This window comes from Luteimonas lutimaris (assembly GCF_039537065.1).
Classification (GTDB): domain Bacteria; phylum Pseudomonadota; class Gammaproteobacteria; order Xanthomonadales; family Xanthomonadaceae; genus Luteimonas; species Luteimonas lutimaris.
The window spans coordinates 228,024-253,766 of the sequence record NZ_BAAAZU010000004.1; the positions used below are offsets into that span (position 1 = coordinate 228,024).

Here is a 25,743-nt window from a genome sequence, read left to right on the forward strand (position 1 = left end):
ACCGGAGCGCAGGCTTGCGAAGGACGGGCGTTTGCCCGTGCGGCAGCCCACGCAGTTCGTGGCGTGGGTGCGGATGGCATCGGGGCGAAATCAAGGGGGATGTGCCGGCCACAGGCTGGCACCGGAGGACATTCGCCCCGGTGCCATCCGCACCCGCGCGCCGGCATCGAGCCGTTCCACTTTTCCCCGATGAGGGAAGACCCACAAAAAAGGCCCGCATCGCGGGCCTCTCCTGCTGGTTCGCGGGAAACCCGCGGCGCCGATTACATCGACATCGACGACGCCTGCGAATCGCCTTCGCCCTGGCCATTGGCCAGCGCAGCCCAGCTGACCTCGACGCCCTTGCGGTGGCCCTTCTCGACCAGCTTCAGGCCGTCCGGGTCGATGGTGAGGGTGTAGGCCTTGTCGCCAATCTGCACTTCGCGTCGCAACGGCTTGTCGAGCTTGGTCATCGGTGTCTCCTCATGCGCATTCAGGCGCGTCGGCGACCGATGCTAGCAGCCGCATGTTTGCAGCGCGTAAAGGCCGTGAACGAAGCATTAAGCCCGCACAGGGGCGATCAGGCCATCCTTGCCGCAGCGCCCTCGCGACGCAACGTCGCCACGCCGTGGCCGCGTTCGGCCAGGTAGTGCAGCCATTTGCCGAGGAAGGTGTTCATCCGCATGCGATGGCCAACCACCTCCGCCGGTGGCGGATACATGCCGATCACGTCCTGCCAGCGCCGGCCGATGTAGCAGTGCGTGGCCTCGACCTGGCGCGCGTCGCGGTACAGGCGCAGGAACGCGGACGGATCCGGCTCGCCGGTCACCGGGTCCGCAAGGCCGTAGGTGAGGCGCAGCTCCGTGGTGTAGGCGTGCTGCTCGATCACTTCCACATGCAGGTCCAGGCCATCGCCGATCGAGGAGACATGGCGTCCCGGCGCCAGGTCCGCCGGCTCGAACAGGCGCGTGAGCAGGACGAAGTTTTCCGCATACAGCCCCATCAGCCAGCCGAAGCGGCTGAGCCTTGGCAAACGGGCAATGCGGTCGCTGGAAAGTGCGCGTGGCATGGCTCGATGCTACACGCACGCATCGCGTCGCGGCAGCATTGACGGAATCCGCCACGGCGCCTAACTTGAAGGCTCCTGTCGCGTGGTTTCCCGCTCCGCGCCACGCGCCCTCGACAGGCCTCCCCGCCTTCAGAACATCACGCGCCGCAGGCCCAGCGTGCTCAGGACCGTGCTGGCGATTTCCTCGATCGACTTGTGCGTGGTGCTCAGCGAGGGAATGCGTTCGGCGCGGAACAGCGCCTCGGCCGCAGCCACTTCCCGCTTGCAGGTGTCCAGCTGCGCGTAGCGCGAGTTCGGGCGCCGCTCCTGCCGGATCTGCTGCAGGCGCACCGGGTCGATGCTCAGCGCGAACAGCTTGTTGCGGTACGGACGCAGGCGCGGCGGCAGGCGGTCATGCTCCAGGTCCTCGTCGGTCAGCGGATAGTTCGCCGCGCGCACGCCGTAGTGCAGCGCCAGGTACACGCAGGTTGGCGTCTTGCCCGCGCGCGAAACGGCCACGAGGATCACGTCCGCGTCGTCGTAGTTGATGGCGATGCCGTCGTCGTGGGTCAGCGCGTAGTTCATCGCATTGATGCGCGCATGGTAGGTATCGAAATCCACCATGCCGTGGGCCTGGCCCACCTGCGACTTGCGCTGCTGGCCCAGCTCACGCTCCATCGGCTCGACGAACGGGGCGAAGATGTCCAGCACCAGCGCGCCGCTTTCGCCGATCAGGCGGGTCAGCTCCGGATCGACGCAGGAACTCACCACCACCGGCCGCACGCCGGCTTCCTCGCCCTTGGCGCGGATCCGGGCCGCAGCCTGGCGGGCCCGGTCCGGGCTGTCGACGAAGGGAATGCGGTCGGTACTGAACCGGGTATCGGCGAACTGGGTCAGCAGGCTGTGGCCGATCGTTTCGGCAGTGATGCCGGTGCCGTCGGAAACGTAGAAGACCGGGCGTGTGTCAGGCATGGGTAAACGTTTTCCCGTGGATCTGGCCGGTTCGGCGCGGTCGTGGCCGGCGTGCGGGCCACATCCACGGTCCCCACGGCCGGGTGGCTTGCTAAAATAGCCAACTTCGGCCGGCCCCGCCTGCCGGTCTTCGTTTTCCCTGACGTTCCTTCCCCGCCTGCACAACCGGAGTGCCCGTCTTGAGCGCCCTCGCTTCCACCCAGAATATCCTGTGGCTGCACGACCTGCGCCTGACCGACCTGGCCCAGGTCGGCGGCAAGAATTCCTCGCTCGGCGAGATGATCGGCGAACTCGCCGGGCTTGGCGTCTCGGTCCCGGGTGGCTTCGCGACCACGGCGGACGCGTTCAAGGCCTTCATCGCCCACAACACCCTGCACCAGCGCATCTTCGACCGCCTGGCCACGCTGGACGTGGAGGACGTGCCCGCACTGACGGCGGCCGGCAAGGAGATCCGCGGCTGGGTCATCGACGCGCCGCTGCAGCCGGAACTCGACGCCGACCTCCGCAAGGCCTACGCGCAGCTGTGCGCCGACAACGGTGGCGGCGACGTAGCCGTGGCCGTACGCTCCTCGGCCACCGCCGAGGACCTGCCCGACGCCTCATTCGCCGGCCAGCAGGAAACCTTCCTTAACGTCACGGGCGCCGATGACGTGGTGCACAAGGTCAAGGAAGTCTTCGCCAGCCTCTACAACGACCGCGCCATCGCCTACCGCGTGCACCACGGCTTCAAGCACGAGGACGTGTTCCTCTCGGCCGGCGTGCAGCTGATGGTGCGCTCGGATGTGGGCGCCTCGGGCGTGCTGTTCACGCTCGACACCGAATCCGGTTTCCGCGACGTGGTGTTCGTGACATCCAGCTATGGCCTGGGCGAAATGGTCGTGCAGGGCGCGGTCAATCCGGACGAGTTCTACGTATTCAAGCCGACGCTGGCCGCGGGCAAGCCGGCGATCCTGCGCCGCTCGCTGGGCAGCAAGCAGCTGCGCATGGTCTATTCGGACGTCCCCGGCGAGCGCGTGCGCACCGAGGACACGCCGGCCGGGCTGCGCAACACGTTCTCGCTGTCCGACGACGACGTGCATGAACTGTCGAAGCAGGCCTTGGTCATCGAGAAGCACTACCAGCGCCCGATGGACATCGAATGGGCGAAGGACGGCGTCAGCGGCAAGCTGTTCATCGTGCAGGCACGCCCGGAGACGGTGAAGTCGCGCGCCAAGGCGACCCAGATCGAACGCTTCCAGCTCGAAAAGCGCGGCGACGTGGTCTGCGAAGGCCGCGCCATCGGCCAGAAGATCGGCAGCGGCGTGGCCCGCGTGGTGCGCTCGCTCGACGACATGAACCGCGTGCAGCCGGGCGACGTGCTGGTCGCCGACATGACCGACCCCGACTGGGAGCCGGTGATGAAGCGCGCTGCGGCCATCGTCACCAACCGCGGCGGCCGCACCTGCCACGCGGCGATCATCGCCCGCGAACTGGGCGTGCCCGCCGTGGTCGGCACCGGCAACGCGCTGGACGCGATCGAGGACGGCGCGCAGGTCACCGTGAGCTGTGCCGAGGGCGACACCGGCTTCATCTACGCCGGCACCCTGCCCTTCGAGCGCATCACCACCGACCTGACCTCGATGCCCGAGGCGCCGCTGAAGATCATGATGAACGTCGCCAACCCCGAGCGCGCGTTCGATTTCGGCCAGCTGCCCAACGCCGGCATCGGCCTGGCGCGGCTGGAGATGATCATCGCCAGCCATATCGGCGTGCATCCCAAGGCGCTGCTGGAGTACGACGACCAGGACGCCGAGATCCGCGGCAAGATCGACGAGCGCATCGCCGGCTATGCCGGGCCGGTGGAGTTCTACGTCGACCGCCTGGCCGAGGGTATCGCCACCATCGCCGCGTCCGTGCACCCGAAGCCGGTGATCGTGCGCATGAGCGACTTCAAGTCCAACGAGTACGCCAACCTGCTCGGCGGCGCGCGCTACGAGCCGCACGAGGAAAACCCGATGATCGGCTTCCGCGGCGCCAGCCGCTACGTCGACCCATCGTTCGCCGAGGCGTTCGCGCTGGAGTGCCGCGCGGTGCGCAAGGTGCGCAACGACATGGGCCTGGACAACGTCTGGGTGATGATCCCGTTCGTGCGCACGCTCGGCGAAGGCCGCAAGGTGGTCGAGGTGCTGGACGGCAACGGCCTGAAGCAGGGCCGGGACGGGCTGAAGATCATCATGATGTGCGAGGTGCCGTCGAACGCGCTGCTGGCCGAGGAGTTCCTGGAGATCTTCGACGGCTTCTCGATCGGCTCCAACGACCTGACCCAACTCACGCTCGGCCTGGACCGCGACTCGTCGATCGTCGCCTCGCTGTTCGACGAACGCGACCCGGCGGTGAAGAAGCTGCTGTCGATGGCCATCAAGACCGCCCGTGCCAAGGGCAAGTACGTCGGCATCTGCGGGCAGGGCCCGAGCGACCACCCCGACCTGGCGCAGTGGCTGATGGACGAAGGCATCGAGTCGGTGTCGCTGAACCCGGATACCGTGGTCGACACTTGGCTGAAGCTGGCGAAGTCGAAGGCTTCGGCCTGACGGGAATCGATGCGAGGCCGGCGAACAGCCGGCCTCGCCTTGTTGTTGTGGGAGCGGCTTCAGCCGCGAGCTTTTCCTGGCGATTCGTTGTCAGCGGAAAGCTCGCGGCTGAAGCCGCTCCCACACTGTCTTCCTAGTGCGGCGCGCCGAAGACCCCCATCGCCGTGCGGTAGTGCTTCAACTCGACGATCGAATCGCGCACGTCGCTCAGCGCGGTATGCGAGGCCTCCTTGCGTACGCCGGCCAGCACCTCCGGCGCCCAGCGCCGGGCGAGTTCCTTGATCGTGCTCACGTCCAGGTTGCGGTAGTGGAAGTGCTGCTCCAGCGACGGCATCAGCCGGTGCAGGAAGCGGCGGTCCTGGCAGATCGAGTTGCCGCACATCGGCGACTGCTTCGGCCCGACCCAGCGCTGCAGGAATTCAAGCGTGCGCGCCTCCGCCTCGGCCATGGGCACGCCCTCTTCCAGCACCCGCCGCCACAGGCCGGACTTGCCGTGCTGGGTGCGGTTCCATTCGTCCATGGCCTCGAGCACCGACAGCGGATGCGAGATCGCGAGCTCGGGACCGTCCGCAAGGATGTTGAGCTGCGAATCGGTCACCACCGTGGCGATCTCGATGATCGAGTCGCGGTCGGTGTCGAGCCCGGTCATCTCCAGGTCGATCCAGATCAGCCTGCCGTCGTGCGCGCCGTTGCCTGCCATGTATGTCCCTGCTGCGGAATCAACGCGCCATGATAGCGCCGCGGACGCTGGCCGCAGCGTTCATGCGATCGGCGGTTGCCCGCGCCGACGGCGGAACCAGTTGGTCAGCCGCTTGCCGGCCTCGTCGCCGAGCACCCCACCGAGCACTTCGACGCGGTGGTTGTGGCGCGGGTCGGCCAGCAGGTCGAACACGCTGCCGGCCGCGCCGGTCTTCGGGTCGCGTGCACCGAACACCACGCGTGCCAGCCGCGCATGCACCATCGCCATCGCGCACATCGCGCAGGGCTCCAGGGTCACGTACAGCGTGCAGCCGATGAGGCGATGGTTGCCCAGTGCCCTGCCCGCCTCGCGCATCGCGACGATTTCCGCGTGCGCGGTGGGGTCGTGCGCGCCGATGTTGCGGTTCCAGCCTTCGCCCACCACGTTGCCCGCCGCATCGACCAGCACGGCGCCCACCGGGATCTCGTCGTCCTCGCGTTCGGCGCGATCGGCCAGCGCCAGCGCGTGCTGCATCCAGCGTTCGTCGACGCCGGCCTGCGCTGCGATGTCGGGTTCGTCGGTCGGAGACATGGCTGCGTGCGCGTGGAGTGGATGAGAGGAATGGAGGGAGCGCGGGCGCGACAGTGTGCCACGCCGCTCGCGACGGTCAGCCCAGTGCCGCCAGGGCCAGCCCGGCGACTGCGAGGTCGCTTGCCGCCGACGCGGCATCGCCGTCTTCCAGGAACCACGCGGCCGAAAGCCCCGCGTACGCCAGTGTCCAGCGCAGCAGCGGCTCCGGTGCCAGCCCCGACGCCGCCGCGATGACCTCCACCTGTCGCGAGAACCGCGCGGGATGGGTGACCGTGGGCAGCTCCGGATTGCACAGCAGGTTGGCGTAGTCGTAGCCGCGGTTCCCGACCAGGTACTTGGGGTCGATGGCAAGCCAGCCACGCGCGCCGAAATCCAGCACGTTGCCGTGGTGGATGTCGCCATGGAGCGGACGCGCGGGTTCGGCCGTCACCAGCAGGTCGTCGGCCACCGTCTGTGCGCGTGCGAACACCCCGCCCTCGCGGCCGGCCGCTGTGCGCAGCGCAGCGAACCAGCGTTCGAGCGGCACCAGGTCATGCGGCCACGGCGCACTGCGGGGCGCGTGCAGGCGTGCCACCACGTCGCAGGCAATCCGGCTGGCCGCGTCATCCCTGCCCTGCAGCGCCATCGCCATCAGCGACTCCGCCCCCTGCGCGCGCTCCATCAGCAGTGCGTCGCCCTCAAGTGCGAACACGCGGGCGGCGCCATCGCCATCCCACCACTGCATGAGCGCCGCGCCTGCGCGTTCGTCGCGGTCGCGCGCGATCTTGAGCATCGCCGCCGTGCCATCCGGCAACCGCACCGGCAGCAGGTCACTGCCTGGCGTGACGATGCCGTCGCCATCCGGACGCAGCTGCCAGCGCCGCAGCCAGGGTTCGAAAACTTCGCCTACTCCCACTCTATTGTAAACAAGACATTTTTATCTTTTATATTCAATGGCTTATTTTCCTGCTAATTGGTAATACCATGAAAAATACCATGCTCAGAAAAGGCTTAACAATATTTTGAAAAATTGCCTACTGAGCGCTGCCGCACAGCTCCATAGGCCGCTTTCCTGGCTTTGCTTCCAGATGTATGCTCTTCTGCTCCTGCAGCTAATGGATCACCGCAAACAGGTTACTCGCCTGGGGATTCCCTTTCGACCCGAGCATCCGTATGAGACTCATGCTCGATTATTATTATTATAGAAGCCCCCATGAATAAATCGCTCATCATTTTCGGCATCGTCAACATAACCTCGGACAGTTTCTCCGATGGAGGCCGGTATCTGGCGCCAGACGCAGCCATTGCGCAGGCGCGTAAGCTGATGGCCGAGGGGGCAGATGTGATCGACCTCGGTCCGGCATCCAGCAATCCCGACGCCGCGCCTGTTTCGTCCGACACAGAAATCGCGCGTATCGCGCCGGTGCTGGACGCGCTCAAGGCAGATGGCATTCCCGTCTCGCTCGACAGTTATCAACCCGCGACGCAAGCCTATGCCTTGTCGCGTGGTGTGGCCTATCTCAATGATATTCGCGGTTTTCCAGACGCTGCGTTCTATCCGCAATTGGCGAAATCATCTGCCAAACTCGTCGTTATGCATTCGGTGCAAGACGGGCAGGCAGATCGGCGCGAGGCACCCGCTGGCGACATCATGGATCACATTGCGGCGTTCTTTGACGCGCGCATCGCGGCGCTGACGGGTGCCGGTATCAAACGCAACCGCCTTGTCCTTGATCCCGGCATGGGGTTTTTTCTGGGGGCTGCTCCCGAAACCTCGCTCTCGGTGCTGGCGCGGTTCGATGAATTGCGGCTGCGCTTCGATTTGCCGGTGCTTCTGTCTGTTTCGCGCAAATCCTTTCTGCGCGCGCTCACAGGCCGTGGTCCGGGGGATGTCGGGGCCGCGACACTCGCTGCAGAGCTTGCCGCCGCCGCAGGTGGAGCTGACTTCATCCGCACACACGAGCCGCGCCCCTTGCGCGACGGGCTGGCGGTATTGGCGGCGCTGAAAGAAACCGCAAGAATTCGTTAACTGCACATTCGGGATATTTCTCTATATTCGCGGTTCAGCAGGCATGTCCCCTTTGAGGGCGACCCGACGACAGGATAATCGACCTTATGGTGCGCAAATATTTCGGCACAGACGGTATTCGTGGCAAAGCCAACGAAGGCGCGATGACGGCGGAAACCGCCTTGCGCGTCGGCATGGCGGCTGGCCGTGTCTTTCGTCGCGGTGACCACCGCCATCGTGTCGTGATCGGCAAGGATACGCGCCTGTCGGGCTATATGCTTGAACCCGCGCTCACAGCCGGTTTCACCTCGATGGGCATGGACGTATTCCTTTTTGGCCCGCTGCCGACAACGTATAGGAAGAATAAACGCCCTTTTCACCCAAGTCCAACAGCTTTGGACCGCAGTTGACTCTTTCGACACCCCTGCGATGCAACCCAATCCGGCTGACGGGGAGCCAGCAACGCTGAAAATTTACCCTCCTCTTTCCCACTAGCGGCTCCTTTTCCGACAACCAGCACGGCGGATCCCTGCCGCGGCGCTGTGAACGCAGCATTTTGATTGGTATCGTTGGCCTTCAGGCTCGTCAGTCAAACAGACCCAGGAGCAGCTCAGCCGGTGGCGCCCGGCTTTCGGGTAACGCCCTGGTCCCGCTGGTTTCGGCTTTGTGCTTCAGGTGATCAAGGATCTGCTTGATCACTATAGGGTCTTCAATGCAGGCGATGACTTTCATGGCGCCGCCGCAGCCGCTGCAGGTCTCGATGTCGATATTGAAAACACGCTTGAGCCGTTGCGCCCATGTCATCGACGCTCGCCGTTGTGCTGGTGTTGCCGGTTCATCAGCCACCCTGACCTTGTTGCCCCTGCCCCGTTTTGCCGGCGTGACCAACGCCCGGTGCCGACTGTTGGGTGCGAACACCCCGTGGAAGCGGGTTAGGTTGACTCTGGGCTTCGGTACCAGGGCGGCCAGCCTTGCAATGAAATCCAATGGTTCGAAAATGACGTGCGTGGTGCCGTCCCGGTACGGCGTCTTGAGCTGGTAGCGCACGTTGCCGCCTCGTGTTAACGACAGCCGCTTCTCGGATACCGCCGGGCGGCTGATGTACCGGCACAGCCGTTCGAGCTTCTTGCGTTCATCGGCCCTGGCCGCCACGCCGGCGTGCAGGCTGGACCCGGCTACCTTGCCAATCCCGTCACCGAACGGATCACCACTGGTCGGCAGAGTTTGCAAAGTGAACACCTTTCGCCCCGCCTGTGAACCGACAGCGATACGGTAAGTGATCGAGTGCCCCAGCAGGGGTGTCATCGGGTCGTCATCCACCGCATCCGAGGCCAGATAGCTGTTTTCGACATCCCGTTCCAGCAGGCCTTGCCGTTCCAGATAGCGACCCACCCGGTGGGCGATGGTGTGCGTCAGCTGGGTGAGCTCTGGGCTGGTCGGCGCCTTGACCCAGCGGAAACGCGCTGAGCCGTGGGATTGCTCGACATACACACCGTCGAGAAACAGCATGTGGAAGTGAACATTCAGATTGAGCGCCGATCCAAAACGCTGGATCAGGGTGACCGCGCCCGTCTTGGCCACTTGGTGGGTATGGCCCGCTTTCTTGACCAGGTGCGTGGCAATGACGCGGTAAACGATGCCCAGCACCCACCCCATGATCTCGGGCCGGCTGGCAAACAGGAAACGCAGCTGAAACGGGAAGCTCAACACCCACTGACGCATGGGTTGTTCAGGCAGTACTTCATCAACCAGCAAGGCGGCACTTTCGGCCATCCGCCGCGCCCCACAGCTCGGGCAGAAACCGCGACGCTTACAGCTGAAAGCGACCAGGTGCTCGGCGTGGCAAGACTCGCAGCGAACCCGTAGAAAGCCATGCTCCAGCCGCCCGCATTGGAGAAATTCTTCAAATTCCCGTTGCACATAGCCCGGCAATTCCTTTCCCTGCTCTGCCATAAGCGCAGCGAATGCCGGGTAATACTCGTCAACGATCTGATAGAGAAGGGTTTGCTCGGGTCGGTGGCTCTGGTAACGACCAGTATCCCGATCCCGGCTGGCCGTCCTGGCCGCCACATGAGGCATGTTCCGCGTCCTTGCAATACTGTGTTTACATACAGTCTATCGCTTAGCGGAAAGTTCTTTTACCCTCAGCCGAAATGCCTGCCGTTGCTAGACATTGCCAGCCAGTGCCCGTCACTCCCACTCGATCGTGGCGGGCGGCTTGCCGCTGATGTCGTAGACCACCCGCGAGACGCCGCGCACCTCGTTGATGATGCGGTTGGAGACGCGGCCGAGGAAGTCGTACGGCAGGTGGGCCCAGTGCGCGGTCATGAAGTCGATGGTTTCCACCGCGCGCAGCGCGATCACCCACTCGTAGGCGCGCGCGTCGCCGACCACGCCGACCGATTTGACCGGCAGGAACACGGCGAATGCCTGGCTGGTCTTGTCGTACAGGTCGGCCTTGCGCAACTCCTCGATGAAAATCGCATCCGCACGCGCGAGCAATTCGGCGTATTCGGGCTTCACCTCACCGAGGATACGCACGCCCAGCCCCGGGCCGGGGAACGGATGCCGGTAGACCATCTCGCGCGGTAGGCCGAGCTCGACGCCCAGGCGCCGCACCTCGTCCTTGAACAGTTCGCGCAGCGGCTCGACCAGTCCGAGCTTCATGTTCTCCGGCAGGCCGCCGACATTGTGGTGGCTCTTGATCACGTGCGCCTTGCCGGTCTTGCTGCCGGCCGACTCGATCACGTCGGGGTAGATCGTGCCCTGCGCCAGCCAGCGGGCGTTCTTCAGCTTCGCCGATTCCTCGTCGAAGATTTCGATGAACAGGTTGCCGATGATCTTGCGCTTGGCTTCGGGGTCGGTGACGCCCCTGAGCTTGTCGAAGTATCGGGCGCGCGCGTCGACGCGGATCACCTTGACGCCCATGTGTTCGGCCATGGTGGCCATCACCTGGTCGCCTTCCTGCCAACGCAGCAGGCCGGTGTCGACGAACACGCAGGTCAGCTGGTCGCCGATGGCCTTGTGCAGCAGCGCTGCGACCACGGACGAATCGACGCCGCCCGACAGGCCGAGGATCACCTCGTCCCCACCCACCTGCTCGCGCACGCGCGCGATCTGGTCGTCGATGATGTGGGCGGCCGTCCACAGCGTTGCGCAGCCGCAGATGTCGACGGCGAAGCGGCGCAGCATGTCCTGCCCGGACCTGGTGTGCGTGACTTCGGGATGGAACTGCACGCCATACCAGCGCTTGTCGTCGTTGGCGAACGCGGCGACCGGCACGCGTTCGGTGCGCGCGGTGACGGTAAAGCCCGGCGGCGCTTTCGACACGTGGTCGCCGTGGCTCATCCACACGTCCAGCCGCGGCGGCGCTCCGGGATGGTCCTTCAGTCCCTCGAACAGACGGTCGGCGGAGACCAGCGTGACTTCGGCATGGCCGTACTCGCGCGCATCGGCGGCCTCGGTCTCGCCGCCAAGCTGCTTGGCCATCGTCTGCATGCCGTAGCAGATGCCCAGCAACGGCAGGCCGCAGTCGAAGACCTGCTGCGGCGCGGCCGGTGCGCCATGTTCCGTGGTCGATTCGGGGCCGCCGGACAAGATGATGCCCTTCGGAGCGAACCTCGCGATCTCGTCCGGGTCGTGGTCCCAGGCCCAGATTTCGCAGTAGACGCCCAGCTCGCGGATGCGGCGCGCGATCAGCTGCGTGTACTGCGCGCCGAAGTCGAGGATGAGGAGCTTGTCGTCATGAATCCGGGATTCGGGATTCGGGATTCTGGATTCGGAAACGCTCGTCATGCCTTTTCTCAGTGTCTGCTGTTGCCTTGCCAATCCCGAATCCCCAATCCCGAATCCCGCGGGCCGGCGTCAGCCGGCCCGGTAGTTCGGCGGTTCCTTGGTGATCTGCACGTCGTGCACGTGGCTCTCGCGCTGGCCGGCGCCGGTGATCTTCACGAACTTCGGCTGCGTGCGCATTTCCTCGATGGTCGCGCAGCCGACGTAGCCCATGGTCGAGCGCAGGCCACCGGCGAGCTGGTGCACCACGGCGCTCAGCGGGCCGCGGTACGGGACCCGGCCCTCGATGCCTTCGGGCACCAGCTTGTCGGCGTCGCTGCTGTCCTGGAAATAACGGTCCTTGGACCCCTTCTCCATCGCCGCCAGCGAACCCATGCCGCGGTAGCTCTTGTAGCTGCGGCCCTGGTAGAGCTCGGTTTCGCCGGGGGTTTCCTCGGTGCCGGCGAACAGGCCGCCGATCATCACCGTCGACGCGCCGGCCACCAGCGCCTTGCCGATGTCGCCCGAATAGCGGATACCGCCGTCGGCGATCAGCGGGATGCGGTCCTGCAGCGCTTCGGCGACCATGTCGACCGCGGTCACTTGCGGCACGCCCACGCCCGCGACCACGCGCGTGGTGCAGATCGAACCGGGGCCGACGCCGACCTTGACCGCGTCCGCACCGGCATCCATCAGCGCCAGCGCGGCGTCGCCGGTGACGATGTTGCCGCCGACCACCTGCAGCTTCGGGTAGTGCTTCTTGGCCCAGGCCACGCGATCGAGCACGCCCTGCGAATGGCCGTGCGCGGTGTCGACGATGATCACGTCCACGCCGGCCGCGGCGAGCAGTTCGATACGCTTCTCGGTGTCGCCGCCGACGCCGACCGCGGCGCCGACGAGCAGGCTCTCCGAGGCGTCCTTGGCGGCGTTGGGGTTGTCGTGCGCCTTCTGGATGTCCTTGACGGTGATCAGGCCGCGCAGCTCGAAGCCGTCGTTGACCACCAGCACCTTCTCGATCCGGTGCTTGTGCAGCAGCTGCAGCACTTCCTCTTCGCTTGCGCCCTCGCGCACGGTGACCAGGCGCTCCTTGCGGGTCATCACGTTGCGCACCGGATCGTCGAGCTTGCTTTCGAAGCGCATGTCGCGCCCGGTGACGATGCCGACCAGCTGGCCACCGTCGACCACCGGCACGCCCGAGATGTTGCGCGCACGGGTGAGCTTGAGCACCTCGCCGATGGTGGTCTGCGGGCCGACGGTGAACGGCTCGCGGATGACGCCGGCCTCGAAATTCTTGACCCGCGCGACCTCGTCCGCCTGGCGTTCGGCGGACATGTTCTTGTGGACGATGCCGATGCCGCCGAGCTGGGCCATGGTGATGGCCAGCCGCGCTTCGGTGACCGTGTCCATCGCGGCGGAAACGATCGGCAGGTTCAGGCGCAGGTCGCGGGTGAACCGGGTGGCGAGGGAGACGTCCTTGGGCAGGACTGTCGAGTGGGCGGGGACGAGCGAAACGTCGTCGTAGGTGAGTGCTTCAGCCTGGATGCGCAGCATGGGAGTGCCGGTGGGGTGAAGCACGGCATTGTATCGCGAATGGCGGGCGATCCGGAGGGGCGGACCCCACGGAACTGGAACGTTCCGTCGTAGGCGCGGCGTCAGCCGCGACCTGCCGCCGAACCCCGCACATGGCGGAAAAGCCCGCGGCTTCCGCCGCTGCTACGGGGTGCCGGATGGGCAGCCCGCGTCCGCGGCTTCGGCCGCCTCCAGCGTGTTCTGCATCAGGGTGGCCACGGTCATCGGCCCTACCCCGCCCGGTACAGGGGTGATCCAGCTGGCCCGCTTGACCGCCGCGTCGAAGCCGATGTCGCCGACCAGCCGTCCGTCTTCGAGCCGGTTGATGCCCACGTCGATCACCACCGCGCCCGGCTTCACCCAGTCGCCCGGGATCAGGCCCGGGCGACCGACGGCGACCACGAGGATGTCGGCCTCGCCCACGTGACGGCGCAGCACGTCGGGCGGGGTGAACCTGTGGCAGCAGGTGGTGGTGCAGCCGGCGATCAGCAGCTCCAGCGCCATCGGCCGGCCAACGTGGTTGGACACGCCCACGATGGTCGCGCTCTGCCCCCGCACCGGCCTGTCGGTGTACGCCAGCAGCGTGGTGATCCCGCGCGGCGTGCACGGGCGCAGGCCGAACTGGCGCAGCGCCAGGTGGCCGACGTTTTCGGGATGGAAGCCGTCGACATCCTTGCGCGGGTCGATGCGGTGGATCAGGCGGGTCGCGTCCGGGATCCCGGGCAGCGGCAGCTGCACGAGGATGCCGTGGACCTCGGGATCTGCGTTGAGCCGGTCGATCAGCGCCAGCAGTTCGGCCTCGCTGGCGCCGTCGGGAAAGTCGTGGTCGAAGGCGCGGATGCCCACCTTCTGTGCCGCCCGGCGCTTGTTGCGCACGTAGGCGTGCGAGGCCGGATCATCGCCCACCAGCACCACCGCCAGCCCCGGGGGCGATCGCCCCGCCGCCACCCGGGCATCGACCTGCACCTTGAGCGAGTCGAGCAGATCCTCGGCAATACCCTTGCCGTCGAGGATGCGGGCGGTGGTCGGTCCGGTCATGCGCGGCTGCCTGGCTGCGGCGAAAACGCTATTGTCCCCGATTCCCCCGCTCCGACGCGAACGCCATGAACGACCACGACATGCCCGCCGACACCACCGCCATCGAGGCCGCGGCGTTCCGGCGCCTGCTCAAGCACCTGGTGGACGAGCGGCCGGACGTGCAAAACATCGACCTGATGATCGGCGCCGGCTTCTGCCGCAACTGTCTGGCCGACTGGTACCGGGAAGCCGCCGCCGGGCGCGGGATCGAACTGACCAGGGAACAGGCGCGCGAGGCGATCTACGGCGAGCCGTTCGCGCAGTGGAAGGCGAAGCACCAGCGCGAGGCGACGCCGGAGCAGCTGGCAGCGTTCAAGGCCGCGCAACGGCCCGCCCAGTAGGAGCGACGGAAGCCGCGACCGGCGGTCCAGGCGGGGTACGGCTTGCGCTGCGCCTACCGGGTGGGCGGTGTCCCCGCCGGGCAGCGCGGCACGCTCGAGCCGACCACGCAGTTCACGCAGCATTCCGGGGATGCCGGCGCCGTCGACGGCCGCGCGGGTGGCGCAGGAGCGGGTCGCAGCGGCGCGGGCGTCCCGGCCGGACAGCGTGGGATCCCCGACCCCACCACGCAGTTCACGCAGCACTGGGGCGACACCTGCGGCGGCTGCGCGCTCCCGGACGGCACCAGCATCGGCGGCGCCGGCAGCCGTGCGAGCTGCGCCTCCGGCCGCAGTTGCAGCAGCACGGCCCAGTCCTGCCGGTTGGCATCGCAGGCCGAAGGCGCGTCCGGCGAACAGTCGGGCGCGCCCGGCGCACGCATCGGCAGGCCGGCGAACTGGCCACCCGCCGTCAGCGGCAGCAGCCGCATGGTGACGCCGTCCAGCACGTTGCCGCCGATCATGTAGGCGGTGCGGTCATTGCCGGGATTGGCTGCGACCACGATGTCGCAATGCATGGCCAGCCCGCCGTCGTTGGCACTCAACAAACCGGCAAGGCCGCCGAAGCCGTAGACACGCTCGCTGCGCACAAAGCACAGCAGGTCGCCCGGCTGGGGCCGGGCGGACTCCGGATTGGCGACCTGGTAGGCGTTGTCGGACGCATCGCGATAGGCGTCGCGTACGTAGCTGACGTGGCTGGCCGAACCGTGGAAGCCCGGCACCCGCGCCCGCCGCATCACCCACGACACGAAGGCCGCCGACCAGGGCGTGTCGACCACGAACATGCGGCACGAAGGCGACGCGTATCCACTCGACCCGGCATACGCGCAGTCGCTGGCCCCCGGCCGTCCGGCCGCGCTTCCGAGCAACGCGCTGCCGCGCCAGTAGTCGACCACGCGCAGCCAGGCCGGCTGCCCGTTTGCGAGCAGGCCGCTTTCCGCTTCGCGGACCTTCGATCCTGCGTAATGGCCGTCACGGTCGATGTAGGGCCGGTACCACAGCTGGTGCTCCTCGCAGGCCGCCGCGGCGATGCGCGTCGACACGTCCCGCGCGTCCACCTGCGCGCGCAGCAGCGGGCAGGGATCCGCGGCAGCGGCCGGTGCCGGCAGGGCCAGCACGATCCACAGTGCACAGGCGGAAAGGAGTTTCGTCATCCGGACCAGCGTCATCGTGTGGGGCATCCTGCGAACCAGCAGGCAGCGTAATCCAGTCCATCGCCCCCATCGTTCACGCCACCACGACCGCCCCCTTCAAGGACGCGAACGCGAAAGACTTCCACTGCGCCAGCCCCTAGCTCCCGGCCCCGCTGCAAAAAGCCGCGTAATCGATATACCCCGGAAACGCCCGCCCCCGCGCGCACAGCGGGCAGTCCGGATCCGGCGGCAGCCGGGTCTCGCGGAAACGCATCGACAGGGCATCGAAGTTCAGCAGCCGCCCGGTGAGCGGCTCGCCCACGTGCAGCAGCAGCTTGAGCACCTCGGTCGCCTGCAGCATGCCGACCACGCCGGGCAGCACGCCGAGTACGCCGGCCTCGCTGCAGTTGGGCGCGGCCTCCGGCGGTGGCGGCTCGGGGAACAGGCATCGGTAGCACGGCGCCACGCCGCGCTGGCGGCCGGCGTCGAACACGCTCACCTGGCCCGTGAACCGGTGCACCGCGCCGTACACCAGCGGCTTGCCGAGCTTCACACAGGCGTCGTTGAGCAGGTAGCGCACGGGAAAGTTGTCGGCGCCGTCGAGCACCACGTCGACGTCTTCCAGCAAGCGCTCGACGTTGGCCGAGGTAACGCGCTCGGCGACCGCCTCGACTTGGGTGCGCGGGTTGAGCGCCGACAGCCGGGTCTCGGCGGAATCGACCTTGGGCATGCCGATGTCGCTGTCGGTGTGCAGGATCTGGCGCTGCAGGTTGCTGCGCTCGACCACGTCGTCGTCGGCGATGCGCAGGTGGCCCACGCCTGCGGCCGCCAGGTAGAACGCGGCCGGCGAACCGAGGCCGCCGGCACCGATCATCAGCACCCGCGCCAGCTCCAGCCGCCGCTGCCCGCGCAGGCCGATCTCCGGCAGCAGCAGGTGGCGCGAGTAGCGGTCGTGGAAGTCGTGGTCGACATCGGCGTCGGGCTGGGTCAGCGGCAGGCCCTCGGCGATCCAGCGGCTGGTCCCGCCGCGCACCGAGGCCACGTGGGCATAGCCCAGGCGCTCCAGCGTCTCCGCGGCGAGCATCGAGCGGCCGCCGCTCTGGCAGATCAGGACCAGCTCCACGTCGCGGTCGGCGAAGTGGAAGCCCGGATCCTCCTCGAGTTCCGCGCGGGCGATCCCGCGCGCGCCTTCCGCCATGCCTAGCGCGCGCTCGTGGTCCTCGCGGACATCGACGAGCACGGCACCCTGCGACTGTCGCTGGTGCGCTTCGCGCGGGGTGATTTCCTGTATGCCCATGGCGCGATTATGGCGCGGAAAGCGGCACGAAAGCCGCCGCGTTCGATATCACCGGAATCAGGTGTGCGCAGGAGCGACGGAAGTCGCGACCGCTTTCCGGCGGACATCCCGGTCGCGGCCTCCGTCGCTCCTGCCAGGCGGGGCGGCGGCTAGTACGGCAGCACGTCCACCACCGTACCGGCCGGGTATTCACGTGCGCCTTCGGCCAGCACGATCAGCGCGTCGGAATCGGCCGCTGCGCGCATGCGGTGCGAGCCGTCGGCGGGGTTCGGTTCCACCTCCAGGCTGCCGTCATCGCTCGACTGCAGCCGGCCGCGCAGGAACTCCAGCCGTTCGTTCGTCTTGCGCCACGGCCGGACAAGTCGCGCGCGCCAGTGCGGCCGCGCGGCCGCCCTGCCCTGCAGCCGGTCCAGCAGCGGACGGCCCAGCGCGAGCCAGGTCGCGAGCACCGACACCGGGTTGCCGGGCAGGCACAGGAACAGCGCGTCGCCCAGCTTGCCGCCGGCCGCGAACAGCACCGGCATGCCCGGCTTCATCCGCACCTTCCAGAATTGCACGTCGCCCTGCGCCTGCAGCAACGCCGGGATGTGGTCCTTCTCGCCCGCCGACACCGCACCGCAGGTCAGCACCACGTCGAACGCGTGCCCGGCGTGGCGCAGCGCAGATTCGACCTGCGCCGGATCGTCGGGCAGCGTCGGCCAAGCGACCGGCTCCAGCCCGTCGGCGCGCAGCAGGCCCATCAGCTGCTCGCGGTTGGAGTTGTAGATCTGGCCCGGCTCGAGCGGCAGGCCCGGCTCGACCAGTTCGTCGCCGGTGGTGAAGACCGTCACCGTCGGTCGCCGCGCGACTTCCAGCTCGGCCAAGCCCTGCGATGCGGCCAGTGCGATGCGCGCGGGCGTCAGCACGTCGCCGGCGTGCAGGATGCGCTCGCCGGCGCGGGTGTCCTCGCCGGCGCGGCGCACGTGCTGATGGGGGGACGGCGCTTCGAGGACAGACACGTGGTCGCCTTCGACGCGCGTGTTTTCCTTCATCACAACCGTGTCCGTGCCTGCCGGCAGCGGTGCGCCCGTGGTAATGCGCGCGCACTCGCCGGGCCCCACCTCCAGGGCGACGGCGCGCCCGGCGAACTGTTCGCCGATCAGGCGCAGCGTTGTATCCCCGTCGGTCTGCAGGTCCGCGTGGCGCAGCGCGAAACCGTCCATGGCGGAGTTGTCGAACGGCGGCTGCGCGATCGCCGCAACGATGTCGGCTGCCAGCACGTGGCCGTGCGCACGCGCCAGCGCGACGCGTTCGGCGGGCAGGCGGCGCGCGTCCGCGACGCGGTCGATGATCGCGCGCGCCTCGGCGAAGGAAATGCGGGTACGGGACATGCGTTCTCCGGGTCAGGGTCCGATGCCGGCTGCCGCCAGGTCGGCGGGCGTGTTGAGGTTGCCGAAGCGCAGGCCGGCGAAACGCACCGGCACCATGCCCAGCCGCGCCTGCAGGGCGTGCACGGCGAAGTCGCCCGATGCCAGCGCCGCCGCTGCCCCGGTGCGCAGCGCTTCCACCGGCCACAGCGCGACCAGCGGCTGCGGGCCATCGTCGTCCTCGGCCCACGCACCATGCCCGCCGGCCGCGCGCAGGCTGCGGAGCAGGCAGTCGTTGACGTTGACCACGTCGACGGGAACCGTCAGCAGCCACGGCGTCGCGCAGGTGGCGGCCAGCGCGTCGAGTCCACCCAGCGGGCCGGCGTCGGGCCTGCGGTCGGGGACGGGGTGCAGTCCCTGCTCAAGGTAGCGGTCGGCATCCCGATTGGCGCTGACGAGGGTGGCGTCGACTTCCGGCGCCAGCCGCGCGGCCAGCGCCAGTACCAGCGGGCGGCCGCCGCGCTCCATCCAGGCCTTGTCGCGCCCGGCCAGGCGCGTCGCGCGCCCCCCGGCGAGGATGCCGAGGGTGGTTGCGGTGCGGGTAGCGGTCTGCGGGGATGCGGTCATCGTTACAGGATAGGCCGTTGCCAATCTCCTGCAGGAGCGGCGGGAGCCGCGAGCTGTTCGATTGGGGTCCGGGAATCCGCAAGGTCGTGCCGGGATGCGGGACATCCTGGTGGCTGGATTCCACGTTGCGCAGGGACGATCACGGGCTGTTTTTCAACGAAGCCACCGGGTCCGCCGCCTGCGCGGGGATGACGCGACGGCAAGCCAAGCGGAGCACGGGATGGCTTGGTGCCTGGATGCCAACTCACGCGAGACGATTGCGTACAGCGCTTCGCTCGTCCAACTGGATCCCCGCCTGCGAGGGGGCGATCCCGCGCCTGCGACGCGAGGTCACTTGTTGCGCTTGACGTGCCGGATCAGGCGCTTCTTCCGCGCGACCTGACGGTCGGTGAGCACGTTCTTGCGGTCCTTGTACGGGTTGTCGCCTTCCTTGAACACAAACCGCACCGGCGTACCGACCAGCTTGAAGCGCTTGCGGAAGAAGTTCTCCAGGTAGCGCCGGTAGCTGTCGGACAGCGTACGCAGGCGGGTACCGTGGACGACGAAGGTCGGCGGGTTCTCGCCGCCGGGATGGGCGAAGCGCAGCTTGGCGGCGTGGCCGCGTACGACCGGCGGCGGGTTGGCTTCGTAGGCGATTTCGAGCGCGCGGGTGACTTCGGCGGTGCCGAACTGGTGCATCGCCGACGCATGCGCGCGGTGGATGGCGCGGAACAGTTCGCGCAGGCCCGAGCCGTGCCTGGCGCTGATACGTACCGCCTCGGCCCATTCGACGAAGGCCAGCTTGCGCGACAGCAGCGCCTCGACCTGGCTGCGCTGGTAGTCGCTGAGTCCGTCCCACTTGTTGACCGCCACGACCAGCGCGCGGCCGGCGTCGAGCACCGCGCCCAGCACGCTGGCGTCCTGGTCGGTGACGCCTTCGCTGGCGTCGATCATCACCACCGCGACCTGGCACTGCTCGATCGCCTGCAGGGTCTTGATGATCGAGAAGGTTTCAACTGCCTCCTCCACCTTCGACTTGCGGCGGATGCCGGCAGTGTCCACCAGCCGGTACTTGCGGCCGTCGCGCTCGAGGTCGACGGCGATCGAGTCGCGGGTGGTGCCGGCGACGTCGGAGGCGATCATCCGCTCCTCGCCGAGAATGCGGTTGACCAGGGTCGACTTGCCCACGTTGGGGCGGCCGACGAAGGCCACGCGCACGCGTTCCGGATCGTCGTCCGGCACTGCCGCGTCGCCATCGGCGGGCAGCCGCCCGAGTACTTTCTCCAGCAGCGGATCGATGCCCTGGCGGTGCGCGGACGAGACCGCGAACACGTCGCTGAAGCCGTAGCGCGAAAACTCGGCCAGCGCCGCCCGCGCGTCGATGCCGTCGATCTTGTTGACCACCAGGAACGTCGGCGTGCCGGCCTTGCGCAGCCAGCGCAGGAGGTCGTCGTCCAGCGCCGAAGGCCCTTCGCGGCCATCGACCACGAACAGCACCAGGTCGGCTTCCTCCGCACCGGCGCGGGCCTGGCGCGCGGTGGCGCCGGCGAGGTTGCCGCTTTCGAGGTGGGTGTTCTCGCCGGCGATGCCGCCGGTGTCGACCAGCACGAACGGCCGGTCCTCGGCGAGGCGGCAGATCCCGTAGTTGCGGTCGCGGGTCACGCCCGGCTCGTCGTGCACCAGTGCGTCACGGGTGCGCGTCAAGGCATTGAACAGCGTCGATTTTCCGACGTTGGGGCGGCCAACCAGGGCGACGAGGGGGAGCATGGGGAAACCGGTTCGGGAGTCAGGGTCCGGCCGTGGACGACCGGGATGCAGCAACTGTGCCACCGCGGCGGGGCACCCGCCATCCACCGGCTTCCAGGGCCGTCATCCGCGCCGCTGCCGGCGGGATGCGCGGAGCCGGCGATCGCTCGCCGGCGTCCGGGGCGTCACTGCACCTGGTAGGCGCTGATGTCGCCGTCGGTGTCCTGCACCACGAGGATGCCGTCGACGACGACCGGCGTGGCGCGCAGGGCGTCCCGCGACGCGCGGGTGCGCGCGGCCAGTTCGCCGGTGTCGAGCTTCAGCCAGTGCAGGTAGCCGTCGTAGTCGCCGACGACCGCGTAGTCGCCCTGCACCGCGGGTGCGGTCAGGCTCCGTCGCGTCATCGCCGGCTGCGACCAGAGCGCACTGCCGCTGGCCTTGTCCAGCGCCCAGACGATGCCGTCGGGATCGGTCACCACGACGCGGTCGGAAGCGACACCGACGCGTCCCAGGCCACCGCTGTCGCGGGCCCAGATCGGGCGGCCGCTCGGGGCCTCGATCGCCAGGGTCTGGCGCTTGAAGCTGCTGGCATAGAGGATCGCGCCGTCGAGCACCGGGGTGCCGTCGACGTCGGCCATGCGCTCGAGTTCGGTGCGGCCGTCGGGTTGCCCGATCACCTGCGTCCACAGCTCGCGGCCATCGGCCAGCGACAGCGCGGTGACGGTGCCATCGTCGTTGCCGACGAAGGCATAGCCCGGTCCCAGCGAGGGCGCGTCGTTACCGCGCACGGTCAGCAGCGGCATCTCGTGGTTCCAGAACCAGCGGCGTTCGCCGCTGGCGGCATCGAACGCAGTCACGCGGCCGTCGTTGGAATGCACGATCACCAGGCCCTGCCCTACGGCGGGTGCGGCGATGACCTCATTGACGACCTTCGCGCGCCACTTTTCCGCGCCGGTGGCCGCGTCGAGCGCGATCACGTCGCCCTCCAAGCTGCCGACCGCCACCACGCCGTCAGCGGCGCCGGGGCCACCGGACAGCGAGAGGTCGGAGTCGTAGGTCCAGACCTTGGCCCCGCTTTGCAGGTCGAAGGCACGGACGCCACCTTTCACCGCCGCCGCGTAGACGCGGCCGTCGGCGATGGCCGGCGCCTGTCGGGCGCCAAGCAGACCCTCACCCTTGCCGGCGTTGGCCGACCAGAGCTTGGCGACTTTGGCGGACGGAGCGAATTCGGTGAGCTCGGACGGCTCGGCGCTCCTGTCCTTGTTCTTGCCGCTGAACCAGCCCTTGATGGTGCTGCAGCCGGCAAGCATGGCCACGCAGGTCAGGCCGACGGCCAGGCGCAGGACCAGGCCTGACGGGCGCGCGCGCGCCGGGATCGTGTTTGCGTGGTTCATCAGCTCTGCGCCTCTGGTTCTGCGGGCGAGCCACCGACATCGGTGAGCTTCAGTTCGACAAGCCGGCGCGCCGGCGAGGCGACGTCGAGCTGGGCCAGGACCTCGGTATAGGACTTGCGTGCCTCGTCGCGCTGGCCGAGCGCCACCTGGGCATCGCCGCGGACTTCGAGGCTGGCCGCATCGTCGGCGTCGCCGATCACCTTGAGTGCCTCGTCGGCCTTGCCGGCATCGATCAGCAGCCGCGCCAGGCGCTGGTGCAGGATGCGGTCTAGGGCGGCGTTGGACGACTTGGCCGCGCGCAGCGTGGCGATGGCCGCATCGCGCTGGCCATCGTCGAGCTGTGCCTTGGCGAGGTCGAGCGCAGCCAGCGGCGCGTACGGGGTATCGGCCAGCGCGGCAGCCTGCGATTGCGCCTTCTTGACGTCCCTGGCCTCGAGCGTCCGCAGCATGGCCTGGTAGTCGTCGCCGGCCTGCATGCCTTGCGTGGCCTGGTGGCTGCGCCACCACTGCCAGCCAAGGATCAGCGCGAGGCCGACGATGACACCGCCGATCAGGCCGGCACCGTTGCTGCGCAGCCAGGCCAGTACGCGTTCGCTTTGTTCGTGTTCGTCCAGCAGGTCGTCGATTGCCATGGGAAAGCTGTCTTACTCCGGCCCGCGGCAAGCGGGGCGTGCGTGGAATGGGGTGGCCGCGGCGGGCCGACAGTACCAGAGCGGCCGGACGCGGAGCCGGCCGGCCCTGAACGGATTCACGTGCCGTTGCCGGAGCCGGGAACCCGCCGGACCCGCTCGCGGGTCAGTGCTGGACCGGCGCGAGGGAACCGTCAGAGGATACCGTAAAGCGCGCCACGTTCGCGCGCAGGTACGGTTCCAGATCGCGGGTCTGGCCGCCGCTGCGGACCTCGACGGCGGAAGCGTTGCCGAGGACGACCCGCCCGACTTCATCTGCCGCGTAGCTTCGGGTGTCACCGGCGCGGAGCAGCGACTCCTCGACGCTGCTGCCGTCGGGCGCGGTGACCTGCACCCAGCTGTCGCCGCTCAGGCGCAGCGACAGGGCCGGTGCCGGCGCGGCGTGGCGCTGCGGCAGCGACGCCATCGAAGCGACCACGGTCGAGGGTTCGTTGGCGGATGCCGGCTGCGGGCTGGCGCCGTCGGCGACGAGACCATCCACCGGCAGGTCCAGCGGCGCGCCCGGGTCCTGGATGCCGGACATGTGCGACTGCGTCGCGACCCAGACCGGCAGGATGATCAGCGCCGTGATGACGACATAGACCAGCCGGCCGCCGACCTGGTCGGCGACGCGCTGCGTCCACGGCGTGCGCGTGCGCGACACCAGCCGCGTCGGCTCGATCGGGGCGACGCCCGAGGCGATCTGCACCGGCTCCACCGGCAGGCCGAGCAGGCGCGAATAGCTGCGCAGCTGTCCGCGTACGAACACTGGTGCGCCGATACGCGCCCAGTCCTCGGCTTCGAGCGCCTCGACGATTCGCATGGGCATCTTCAGCTGCGACGCGACTTCCGACACGCTCAATCCAGCGGCTTCACGGGCAGCGCGCAGGCGCTCCCCGCAACCGCGATCGGCCGGATTTTGGTTGGGCGGTGTCATGGTTGACTGCTTTCCCCGGATTGAACCGTCCCCGTCTGCGGGAATTCCGTCCGCAAACGCTGAACATAACGAGCGGCGGCTGCCCTGTCGCCAAGTTTATCTTCGATCTGTGACGCAAGTAGAAGCACGCTCCGCGTCGCCGGTGCAGCGCCAAGGCGGCGCTCCGAGAACGCGCGGGCATCCATGTAACGCCCGGACCGGTACTGGTATTCGGCCATCGCCTCCAGCGCCGTCGCGTCGACCGGATCCAGCGCCAGCGCCTGGCGCAGCCGGTCCTCGACGCGGGCGGTCTGGCCCGCCTTCAGTGCGCAGGAGCCGCTGTTGGCCAGCGCGGAAGCGCGCTGCCGGTACATCGGGTCGGCCAGCGCCTTGTCGAACCAGGGCAGCGACTCGGCCGCACGCCCGTTGCCGCACAGCCAGGCCCCGTAATTGTTGAGCGCGGTGCCCTGCTCCGGCGCGAGTTCCGCCGCCCGTGCGTAGTAGCCGCCGGCCTGCTCGCGGTTGCCGCGCTGGTCCTCGACCACGGCGAGCAGGGTATTGGCGTCCGCGGACTTGCCGTCGATCTTCAGCGCAGCCCTCGCCTCCTTCTCCGCCTCATCCAGCAGGCCCTTCTGCAGCGCGTTGGTAGCCAGTGCCAGGTGGCCGCGCACGTTGGCGCGCTGCTTGACCTCCGGGCTGTCGCGCAGCTCGTAGGTCGGCGCGGTGCGTTCATAGTCGCCGCTGCCCATGCTCGGCTTGATGAAGGTCAGGCGCGAGCAGCCGCCCGCCAGCAGCGCCAGCGCCAGGCCGCAGGCGATCGCGCTAGACGGCCGCATCGATGCCTCCCGCCGCCGCGGCGGACTGCGCCTGCAGCCGCTTGTTGTGCTCGGCCTGACGCCGCGTGCGGTCGGCGACCTGGCCCTTGAGCTGGCCGCAGGCGGCGTCGATGTCGTCGCCGCGCGTGCGCCGCACCGGTGCGATCATGCCCGCCTTGTTGAGCAGTTTCTGGAAGCCGCGGATGGCCTCCTCGTCCGGCCGCTCGAAACGCGTGCCCGGGAACGGGTTGAACGGGATCAGATTGACCTTGGCCGCGTCCTTCATCTGCACGCGGCGGTCGAAATCGCGCATCAGCCGCAGCAGTCCGCGCGCGTGCTCGGGCTGATCGTTGACGTCCTTCATGAGCGTGTACTCGAATGTCACCGACTCGCCCTTCTTGCGCAACGCGTAGCGCACGCAGGCATCCATCAGCTGTTCGATCGGGTACTTGCGGTTGAGCGGCACCAGCCGGCTGCGCAGTTCATCGTCGGGCGCGTGCAGCGAAACCGCCAGCGACACGTCGCTCTCCGCGCCGAGCCGGTCGATCATCGGCACCACGCCGGCGGTCGACAGCGTCACCCGCTTGTTGGCCAGCCCGTAACCGAGGTCGTCGCGCATGATGCTCATCGCGCGCACGACGTTGTCGAAATTCATCAGCGGCTCGCCCATGCCCATCATCACCACGTTGGTGAGCTTGCGCATCTTGTGCGGCACGTTGCCCAGGTGGCGCGCGGCAACCCATACCTGGCCGATGATCTCGGCCGTGGACAGGTTGCGGTTGAAGCCCTGGGTGGCGGTGGAGCAGAACTGGCAGTTGAGCGCGCAGCCCACCTGCGACGACACGCACAGCGTGCCGCGTCCCTTGTCGGGGATGAACACCGCCTCGATGGCGTTCTTGCCGTCCATTCCGAGCAGCCACTTGTGGGTGCCGTCGGTGGAGGGCTTTTCGAACTGCACCTGCGGCACGCGCACTTCGGCGTGTTCTTCGAGCTTGGCGCGCAGCGCCTTGCCCAGGTCGGTCATTTCATTGAAGTCGGTGACGTGGCGATGGTGGATCCACTTCATCACCTGGTGCGCGCGATAGCGTTTCTCGCCGAGCGTGTCGGCGAAAAACTGCTCCAGCCCCGCGCGATCGAGGTTCAGGAGATTCTGCTTGGTGGCGACTTCGGTCACTTCATTCCAAAGGCGAAAAGCTTTTGCC

24 protein-coding genes are annotated in these 25,743 nt (G+C 68.0%); 4 read left to right on the plus strand and 20 right to left on the minus strand.

Annotated features, from left to right (window positions below):
- Positions 1-263: 263 nt before the first annotated feature.
- The 3 genes from ABD679_RS05130 to ppsR all read right to left on the minus strand — a co-directional run bounded on the left by ABD679_RS05130 (position 264) and on the right by ppsR (position 1,999).
- Positions 264-452, minus strand: coding sequence for a hypothetical protein (locus ABD679_RS05130; RefSeq protein ID WP_344758885.1), 189 nt, complete (start codon positions 450-452; stop codon positions 264-266).
- 107 nt (positions 453-559) lie between these two features.
- Positions 560-1,048, minus strand: a complete 489-nt coding sequence (locus ABD679_RS05135) for a DUF1249 domain-containing protein (protein WP_344758886.1) — start codon at positions 1,046-1,048, stop codon at positions 560-562.
- 129 nt (positions 1,049-1,177) lie between these two features.
- Positions 1,178-1,999, minus strand: coding sequence for a posphoenolpyruvate synthetase regulatory kinase/phosphorylase PpsR (gene ppsR, locus ABD679_RS05140; RefSeq protein ID WP_344758887.1), 822 nt, complete (start codon positions 1,997-1,999; stop codon positions 1,178-1,180).
- Positions 2,000-2,178: 179 nt separating this feature from the next.
- Here ppsR and ppsA point away from each other — a divergent pair, with 179 nt between their 5' ends.
- The gene (gene ppsA / locus ABD679_RS05145) at positions 2,179-4,569 is read left to right on the plus strand and encodes a phosphoenolpyruvate synthase (protein WP_344758888.1); all 2,391 of its coding nucleotides are present in this window, start codon (positions 2,179-2,181) and stop codon (positions 4,567-4,569) included.
- Between the two features lie 133 nt (positions 4,570-4,702).
- On the opposite strand, the gene orn is transcribed toward ppsA, so the two are convergent.
- The 3 genes from orn to ABD679_RS05160 all read right to left on the minus strand — a co-directional run bounded on the left by orn (position 4,703) and on the right by ABD679_RS05160 (position 6,734).
- On the minus strand, positions 4,703-5,269 hold the full coding sequence (gene orn, locus ABD679_RS05150) for an oligoribonuclease (protein ID WP_344758889.1): 567 nt from the start codon (positions 5,267-5,269) through the stop codon (positions 4,703-4,705).
- A gap of 60 nt (positions 5,270-5,329) precedes the next feature.
- Positions 5,330-5,839, minus strand: a complete 510-nt coding sequence (tadA, locus tag ABD679_RS05155; protein WP_344758890.1) for a tRNA adenosine(34) deaminase TadA — start codon at positions 5,837-5,839, stop codon at positions 5,330-5,332.
- A 76-nt stretch (positions 5,840-5,915) separates the two neighbouring features.
- A complete protein-coding gene (locus ABD679_RS05160) occupies positions 5,916-6,734 on the minus strand; it encodes an aminoglycoside phosphotransferase family protein (RefSeq protein ID WP_344758891.1) in 819 nt (272 codons plus the stop codon).
- Between the two features lie 297 nt (positions 6,735-7,031).
- Between ABD679_RS05160 and sul2 the strand changes: the two genes are divergently transcribed.
- Both sul2 and ABD679_RS05170 read left to right on the plus strand, forming a co-directional pair.
- Positions 7,032-7,847: a sulfonamide-resistant dihydropteroate synthase Sul2 gene (gene sul2, locus ABD679_RS05165; protein WP_001043260.1), complete on the plus strand. Its 816-nt coding sequence runs from the start codon at positions 7,032-7,034 to the stop codon at positions 7,845-7,847.
- An 86-nt stretch (positions 7,848-7,933) separates the two neighbouring features.
- The gene (locus ABD679_RS05170; protein WP_000251875.1) at positions 7,934-8,236 is read left to right on the plus strand and encodes a phosphoglucosamine mutase; all 303 of its coding nucleotides are present in this window, start codon (positions 7,934-7,936) and stop codon (positions 8,234-8,236) included.
- A gap of 175 nt (positions 8,237-8,411) precedes the next feature.
- Here ABD679_RS05170 and ABD679_RS05175 read toward each other — a convergent pair whose 3' ends face one another.
- The 4 genes from ABD679_RS05175 to folD form a co-directional block, all read right to left on the minus strand.
- Positions 8,412-9,905, minus strand: a complete 1,494-nt coding sequence (locus ABD679_RS05175; RefSeq protein WP_001120888.1) for an IS91-like element ISCR2 family transposase — start codon at positions 9,903-9,905, stop codon at positions 8,412-8,414.
- A gap of 111 nt (positions 9,906-10,016) precedes the next feature.
- Entirely contained in the window at positions 10,017-11,621 is a 1,605-nt protein-coding gene (guaA, locus tag ABD679_RS05180) for a glutamine-hydrolyzing GMP synthase (RefSeq protein WP_344758892.1), read from the minus strand.
- Between the two features lie 69 nt (positions 11,622-11,690).
- The gene (gene guaB, locus ABD679_RS05185; RefSeq protein WP_344758893.1) at positions 11,691-13,148 is read right to left on the minus strand and encodes an IMP dehydrogenase; all 1,458 of its coding nucleotides are present in this window, start codon (positions 13,146-13,148) and stop codon (positions 11,691-11,693) included.
- A gap of 162 nt (positions 13,149-13,310) precedes the next feature.
- Positions 13,311-14,204, minus strand: a complete 894-nt coding sequence (gene folD / locus ABD679_RS05190; RefSeq protein WP_344758894.1) for a bifunctional methylenetetrahydrofolate dehydrogenase/methenyltetrahydrofolate cyclohydrolase FolD — start codon at positions 14,202-14,204, stop codon at positions 13,311-13,313.
- Positions 14,205-14,269: 65 nt separating this feature from the next.
- Here folD and ABD679_RS05195 point away from each other — a divergent pair, with 65 nt between their 5' ends.
- The gene (locus tag ABD679_RS05195) at positions 14,270-14,584 is read left to right on the plus strand and encodes a DUF1244 domain-containing protein (protein WP_344758895.1); all 315 of its coding nucleotides are present in this window, start codon (positions 14,270-14,272) and stop codon (positions 14,582-14,584) included.
- Positions 14,585-14,637: 53 nt separating this feature from the next.
- Here ABD679_RS05195 and ABD679_RS05200 read toward each other — a convergent pair whose 3' ends face one another.
- The 10 genes from ABD679_RS05200 to rlmN form a co-directional block, all read right to left on the minus strand.
- Positions 14,638-15,774 carry a DUF2272 domain-containing protein gene (locus tag ABD679_RS05200; RefSeq protein WP_344758896.1) on the minus strand — a complete coding sequence of 379 codons (1,137 nt, stop codon included), beginning with the start codon at positions 15,772-15,774 and terminating at the stop codon, positions 14,638-14,640.
- A gap of 136 nt (positions 15,775-15,910) precedes the next feature.
- Positions 15,911-17,050 (minus strand): molybdopterin-synthase adenylyltransferase MoeB, encoded by a 1,140-nt coding sequence (gene moeB / locus ABD679_RS05205; protein ID WP_344758897.1) that lies wholly within the window; start codon positions 17,048-17,050, stop codon positions 15,911-15,913.
- Between the two features lie 149 nt (positions 17,051-17,199).
- Complete coding sequence (locus ABD679_RS05210; protein ID WP_344758898.1) at positions 17,200-18,420, minus strand: molybdopterin molybdotransferase MoeA; 1,221 nt, start codon at positions 18,418-18,420, stop codon at positions 17,200-17,202.
- 12 nt (positions 18,421-18,432) lie between these two features.
- The gene (gene mobA, locus ABD679_RS05215; protein ID WP_344758899.1) at positions 18,433-19,023 is read right to left on the minus strand and encodes a molybdenum cofactor guanylyltransferase; all 591 of its coding nucleotides are present in this window, start codon (positions 19,021-19,023) and stop codon (positions 18,433-18,435) included.
- Between the two features lie 330 nt (positions 19,024-19,353).
- Positions 19,354-20,769: a ribosome biogenesis GTPase Der gene (gene der, locus ABD679_RS05220; RefSeq protein WP_344758900.1), complete on the minus strand. Its 1,416-nt coding sequence runs from the start codon at positions 20,767-20,769 to the stop codon at positions 19,354-19,356.
- A 164-nt stretch (positions 20,770-20,933) separates the two neighbouring features.
- Complete coding sequence (gene bamB, locus ABD679_RS05225; protein ID WP_344758901.1) at positions 20,934-22,142, minus strand: outer membrane protein assembly factor BamB; 1,209 nt, start codon at positions 22,140-22,142, stop codon at positions 20,934-20,936.
- Positions 22,142-22,774, minus strand: coding sequence for a YfgM family protein (locus tag ABD679_RS05230; RefSeq protein WP_344758902.1), 633 nt, complete (start codon positions 22,772-22,774; stop codon positions 22,142-22,144). The genes bamB and ABD679_RS05230 overlap by 1 nt, the downstream gene beginning before the upstream one ends.
- 163 nt (positions 22,775-22,937) lie before the next feature.
- On the minus strand, positions 22,938-23,747 hold the full coding sequence (locus ABD679_RS05235; RefSeq protein ID WP_344758903.1) for a helix-turn-helix domain-containing protein: 810 nt from the start codon (positions 23,745-23,747) through the stop codon (positions 22,938-22,940).
- The gene (gene pilW, locus ABD679_RS05240) at positions 23,744-24,562 is read right to left on the minus strand and encodes a type IV pilus biogenesis/stability protein PilW (RefSeq protein ID WP_344758904.1); all 819 of its coding nucleotides are present in this window, start codon (positions 24,560-24,562) and stop codon (positions 23,744-23,746) included. The genes ABD679_RS05235 and pilW overlap by 4 nt, the downstream gene beginning before the upstream one ends.
- The gene (gene rlmN / locus ABD679_RS05245) at positions 24,549-25,715 is read right to left on the minus strand and encodes a dual-specificity RNA methyltransferase RlmN (RefSeq protein ID WP_344758905.1); all 1,167 of its coding nucleotides are present in this window, start codon (positions 25,713-25,715) and stop codon (positions 24,549-24,551) included. Before rlmN ends, pilW begins: the two co-directional genes overlap by 14 nt.
- Positions 25,716-25,743 lie beyond the last annotated feature (28 nt).

Coding starts and splice junctions, on each gene's coding strand:
- ABD679_RS05130 (WP_344758885.1), bottom strand. CDS start 452: ATGACCAAGCTCGACAAGCCGTTGCGACGCGAAGTGCAGATTGGCGAC.
- ABD679_RS05135 (WP_344758886.1), bottom strand. CDS start 1,048: ATGCCACGCGCACTTTCCAGCGACCGCATTGCCCGTTTGCCAAGGCTC.
- ppsR (WP_344758887.1), bottom strand. CDS start 1,999: ATGCCTGACACACGCCCGGTCTTCTACGTTTCCGACGGCACCGGCATC.
- orn (WP_344758889.1), bottom strand. CDS start 5,269: ATGGCAGGCAACGGCGCGCACGACGGCAGGCTGATCTGGATCGACCTG.
- tadA (WP_344758890.1), bottom strand. CDS start 5,839: ATGTCTCCGACCGACGAACCCGACATCGCAGCGCAGGCCGGCGTCGAC.
- sul2 (WP_001043260.1), top strand. CDS start 7,032: ATGAATAAATCGCTCATCATTTTCGGCATCGTCAACATAACCTCGGAC.
- ABD679_RS05170 (WP_000251875.1), top strand. CDS start 7,934: ATGGTGCGCAAATATTTCGGCACAGACGGTATTCGTGGCAAAGCCAAC.
- ABD679_RS05175 (WP_001120888.1), bottom strand. CDS start 9,905: ATGCCTCATGTGGCGGCCAGGACGGCCAGCCGGGATCGGGATACTGGT.
- guaA (WP_344758892.1), bottom strand. CDS start 11,621: ATGACGAGCGTTTCCGAATCCAGAATCCCGAATCCCGAATCCCGGATT.
- guaB (WP_344758893.1), bottom strand. CDS start 13,148: ATGCTGCGCATCCAGGCTGAAGCACTCACCTACGACGACGTTTCGCTC.
- folD (WP_344758894.1), bottom strand. CDS start 14,204: ATGACCGGACCGACCACCGCCCGCATCCTCGACGGCAAGGGTATTGCC.
- ABD679_RS05195 (WP_344758895.1), top strand. CDS start 14,270: ATGAACGACCACGACATGCCCGCCGACACCACCGCCATCGAGGCCGCG.
- ABD679_RS05200 (WP_344758896.1), bottom strand. CDS start 15,774: ATGACGAAACTCCTTTCCGCCTGTGCACTGTGGATCGTGCTGGCCCTG.
- moeB (WP_344758897.1), bottom strand. CDS start 17,050: ATGGGCATACAGGAAATCACCCCGCGCGAAGCGCACCAGCGACAGTCG.
- ABD679_RS05210 (WP_344758898.1), bottom strand. CDS start 18,420: ATGTCCCGTACCCGCATTTCCTTCGCCGAGGCGCGCGCGATCATCGAC.
- mobA (WP_344758899.1), bottom strand. CDS start 19,023: ATGACCGCATCCCCGCAGACCGCTACCCGCACCGCAACCACCCTCGGC.
- der (WP_344758900.1), bottom strand. CDS start 20,769: ATGCTCCCCCTCGTCGCCCTGGTTGGCCGCCCCAACGTCGGAAAATCG.
- bamB (WP_344758901.1), bottom strand. CDS start 22,142: ATGAACCACGCAAACACGATCCCGGCGCGCGCGCGCCCGTCAGGCCTG.
- ABD679_RS05230 (WP_344758902.1), bottom strand. CDS start 22,774: ATGGCAATCGACGACCTGCTGGACGAACACGAACAAAGCGAACGCGTA.
- ABD679_RS05235 (WP_344758903.1), bottom strand. CDS start 23,747: ATGACACCGCCCAACCAAAATCCGGCCGATCGCGGTTGCGGGGAGCGC.
- pilW (WP_344758904.1), bottom strand. CDS start 24,562: ATGCGGCCGTCTAGCGCGATCGCCTGCGGCCTGGCGCTGGCGCTGCTG.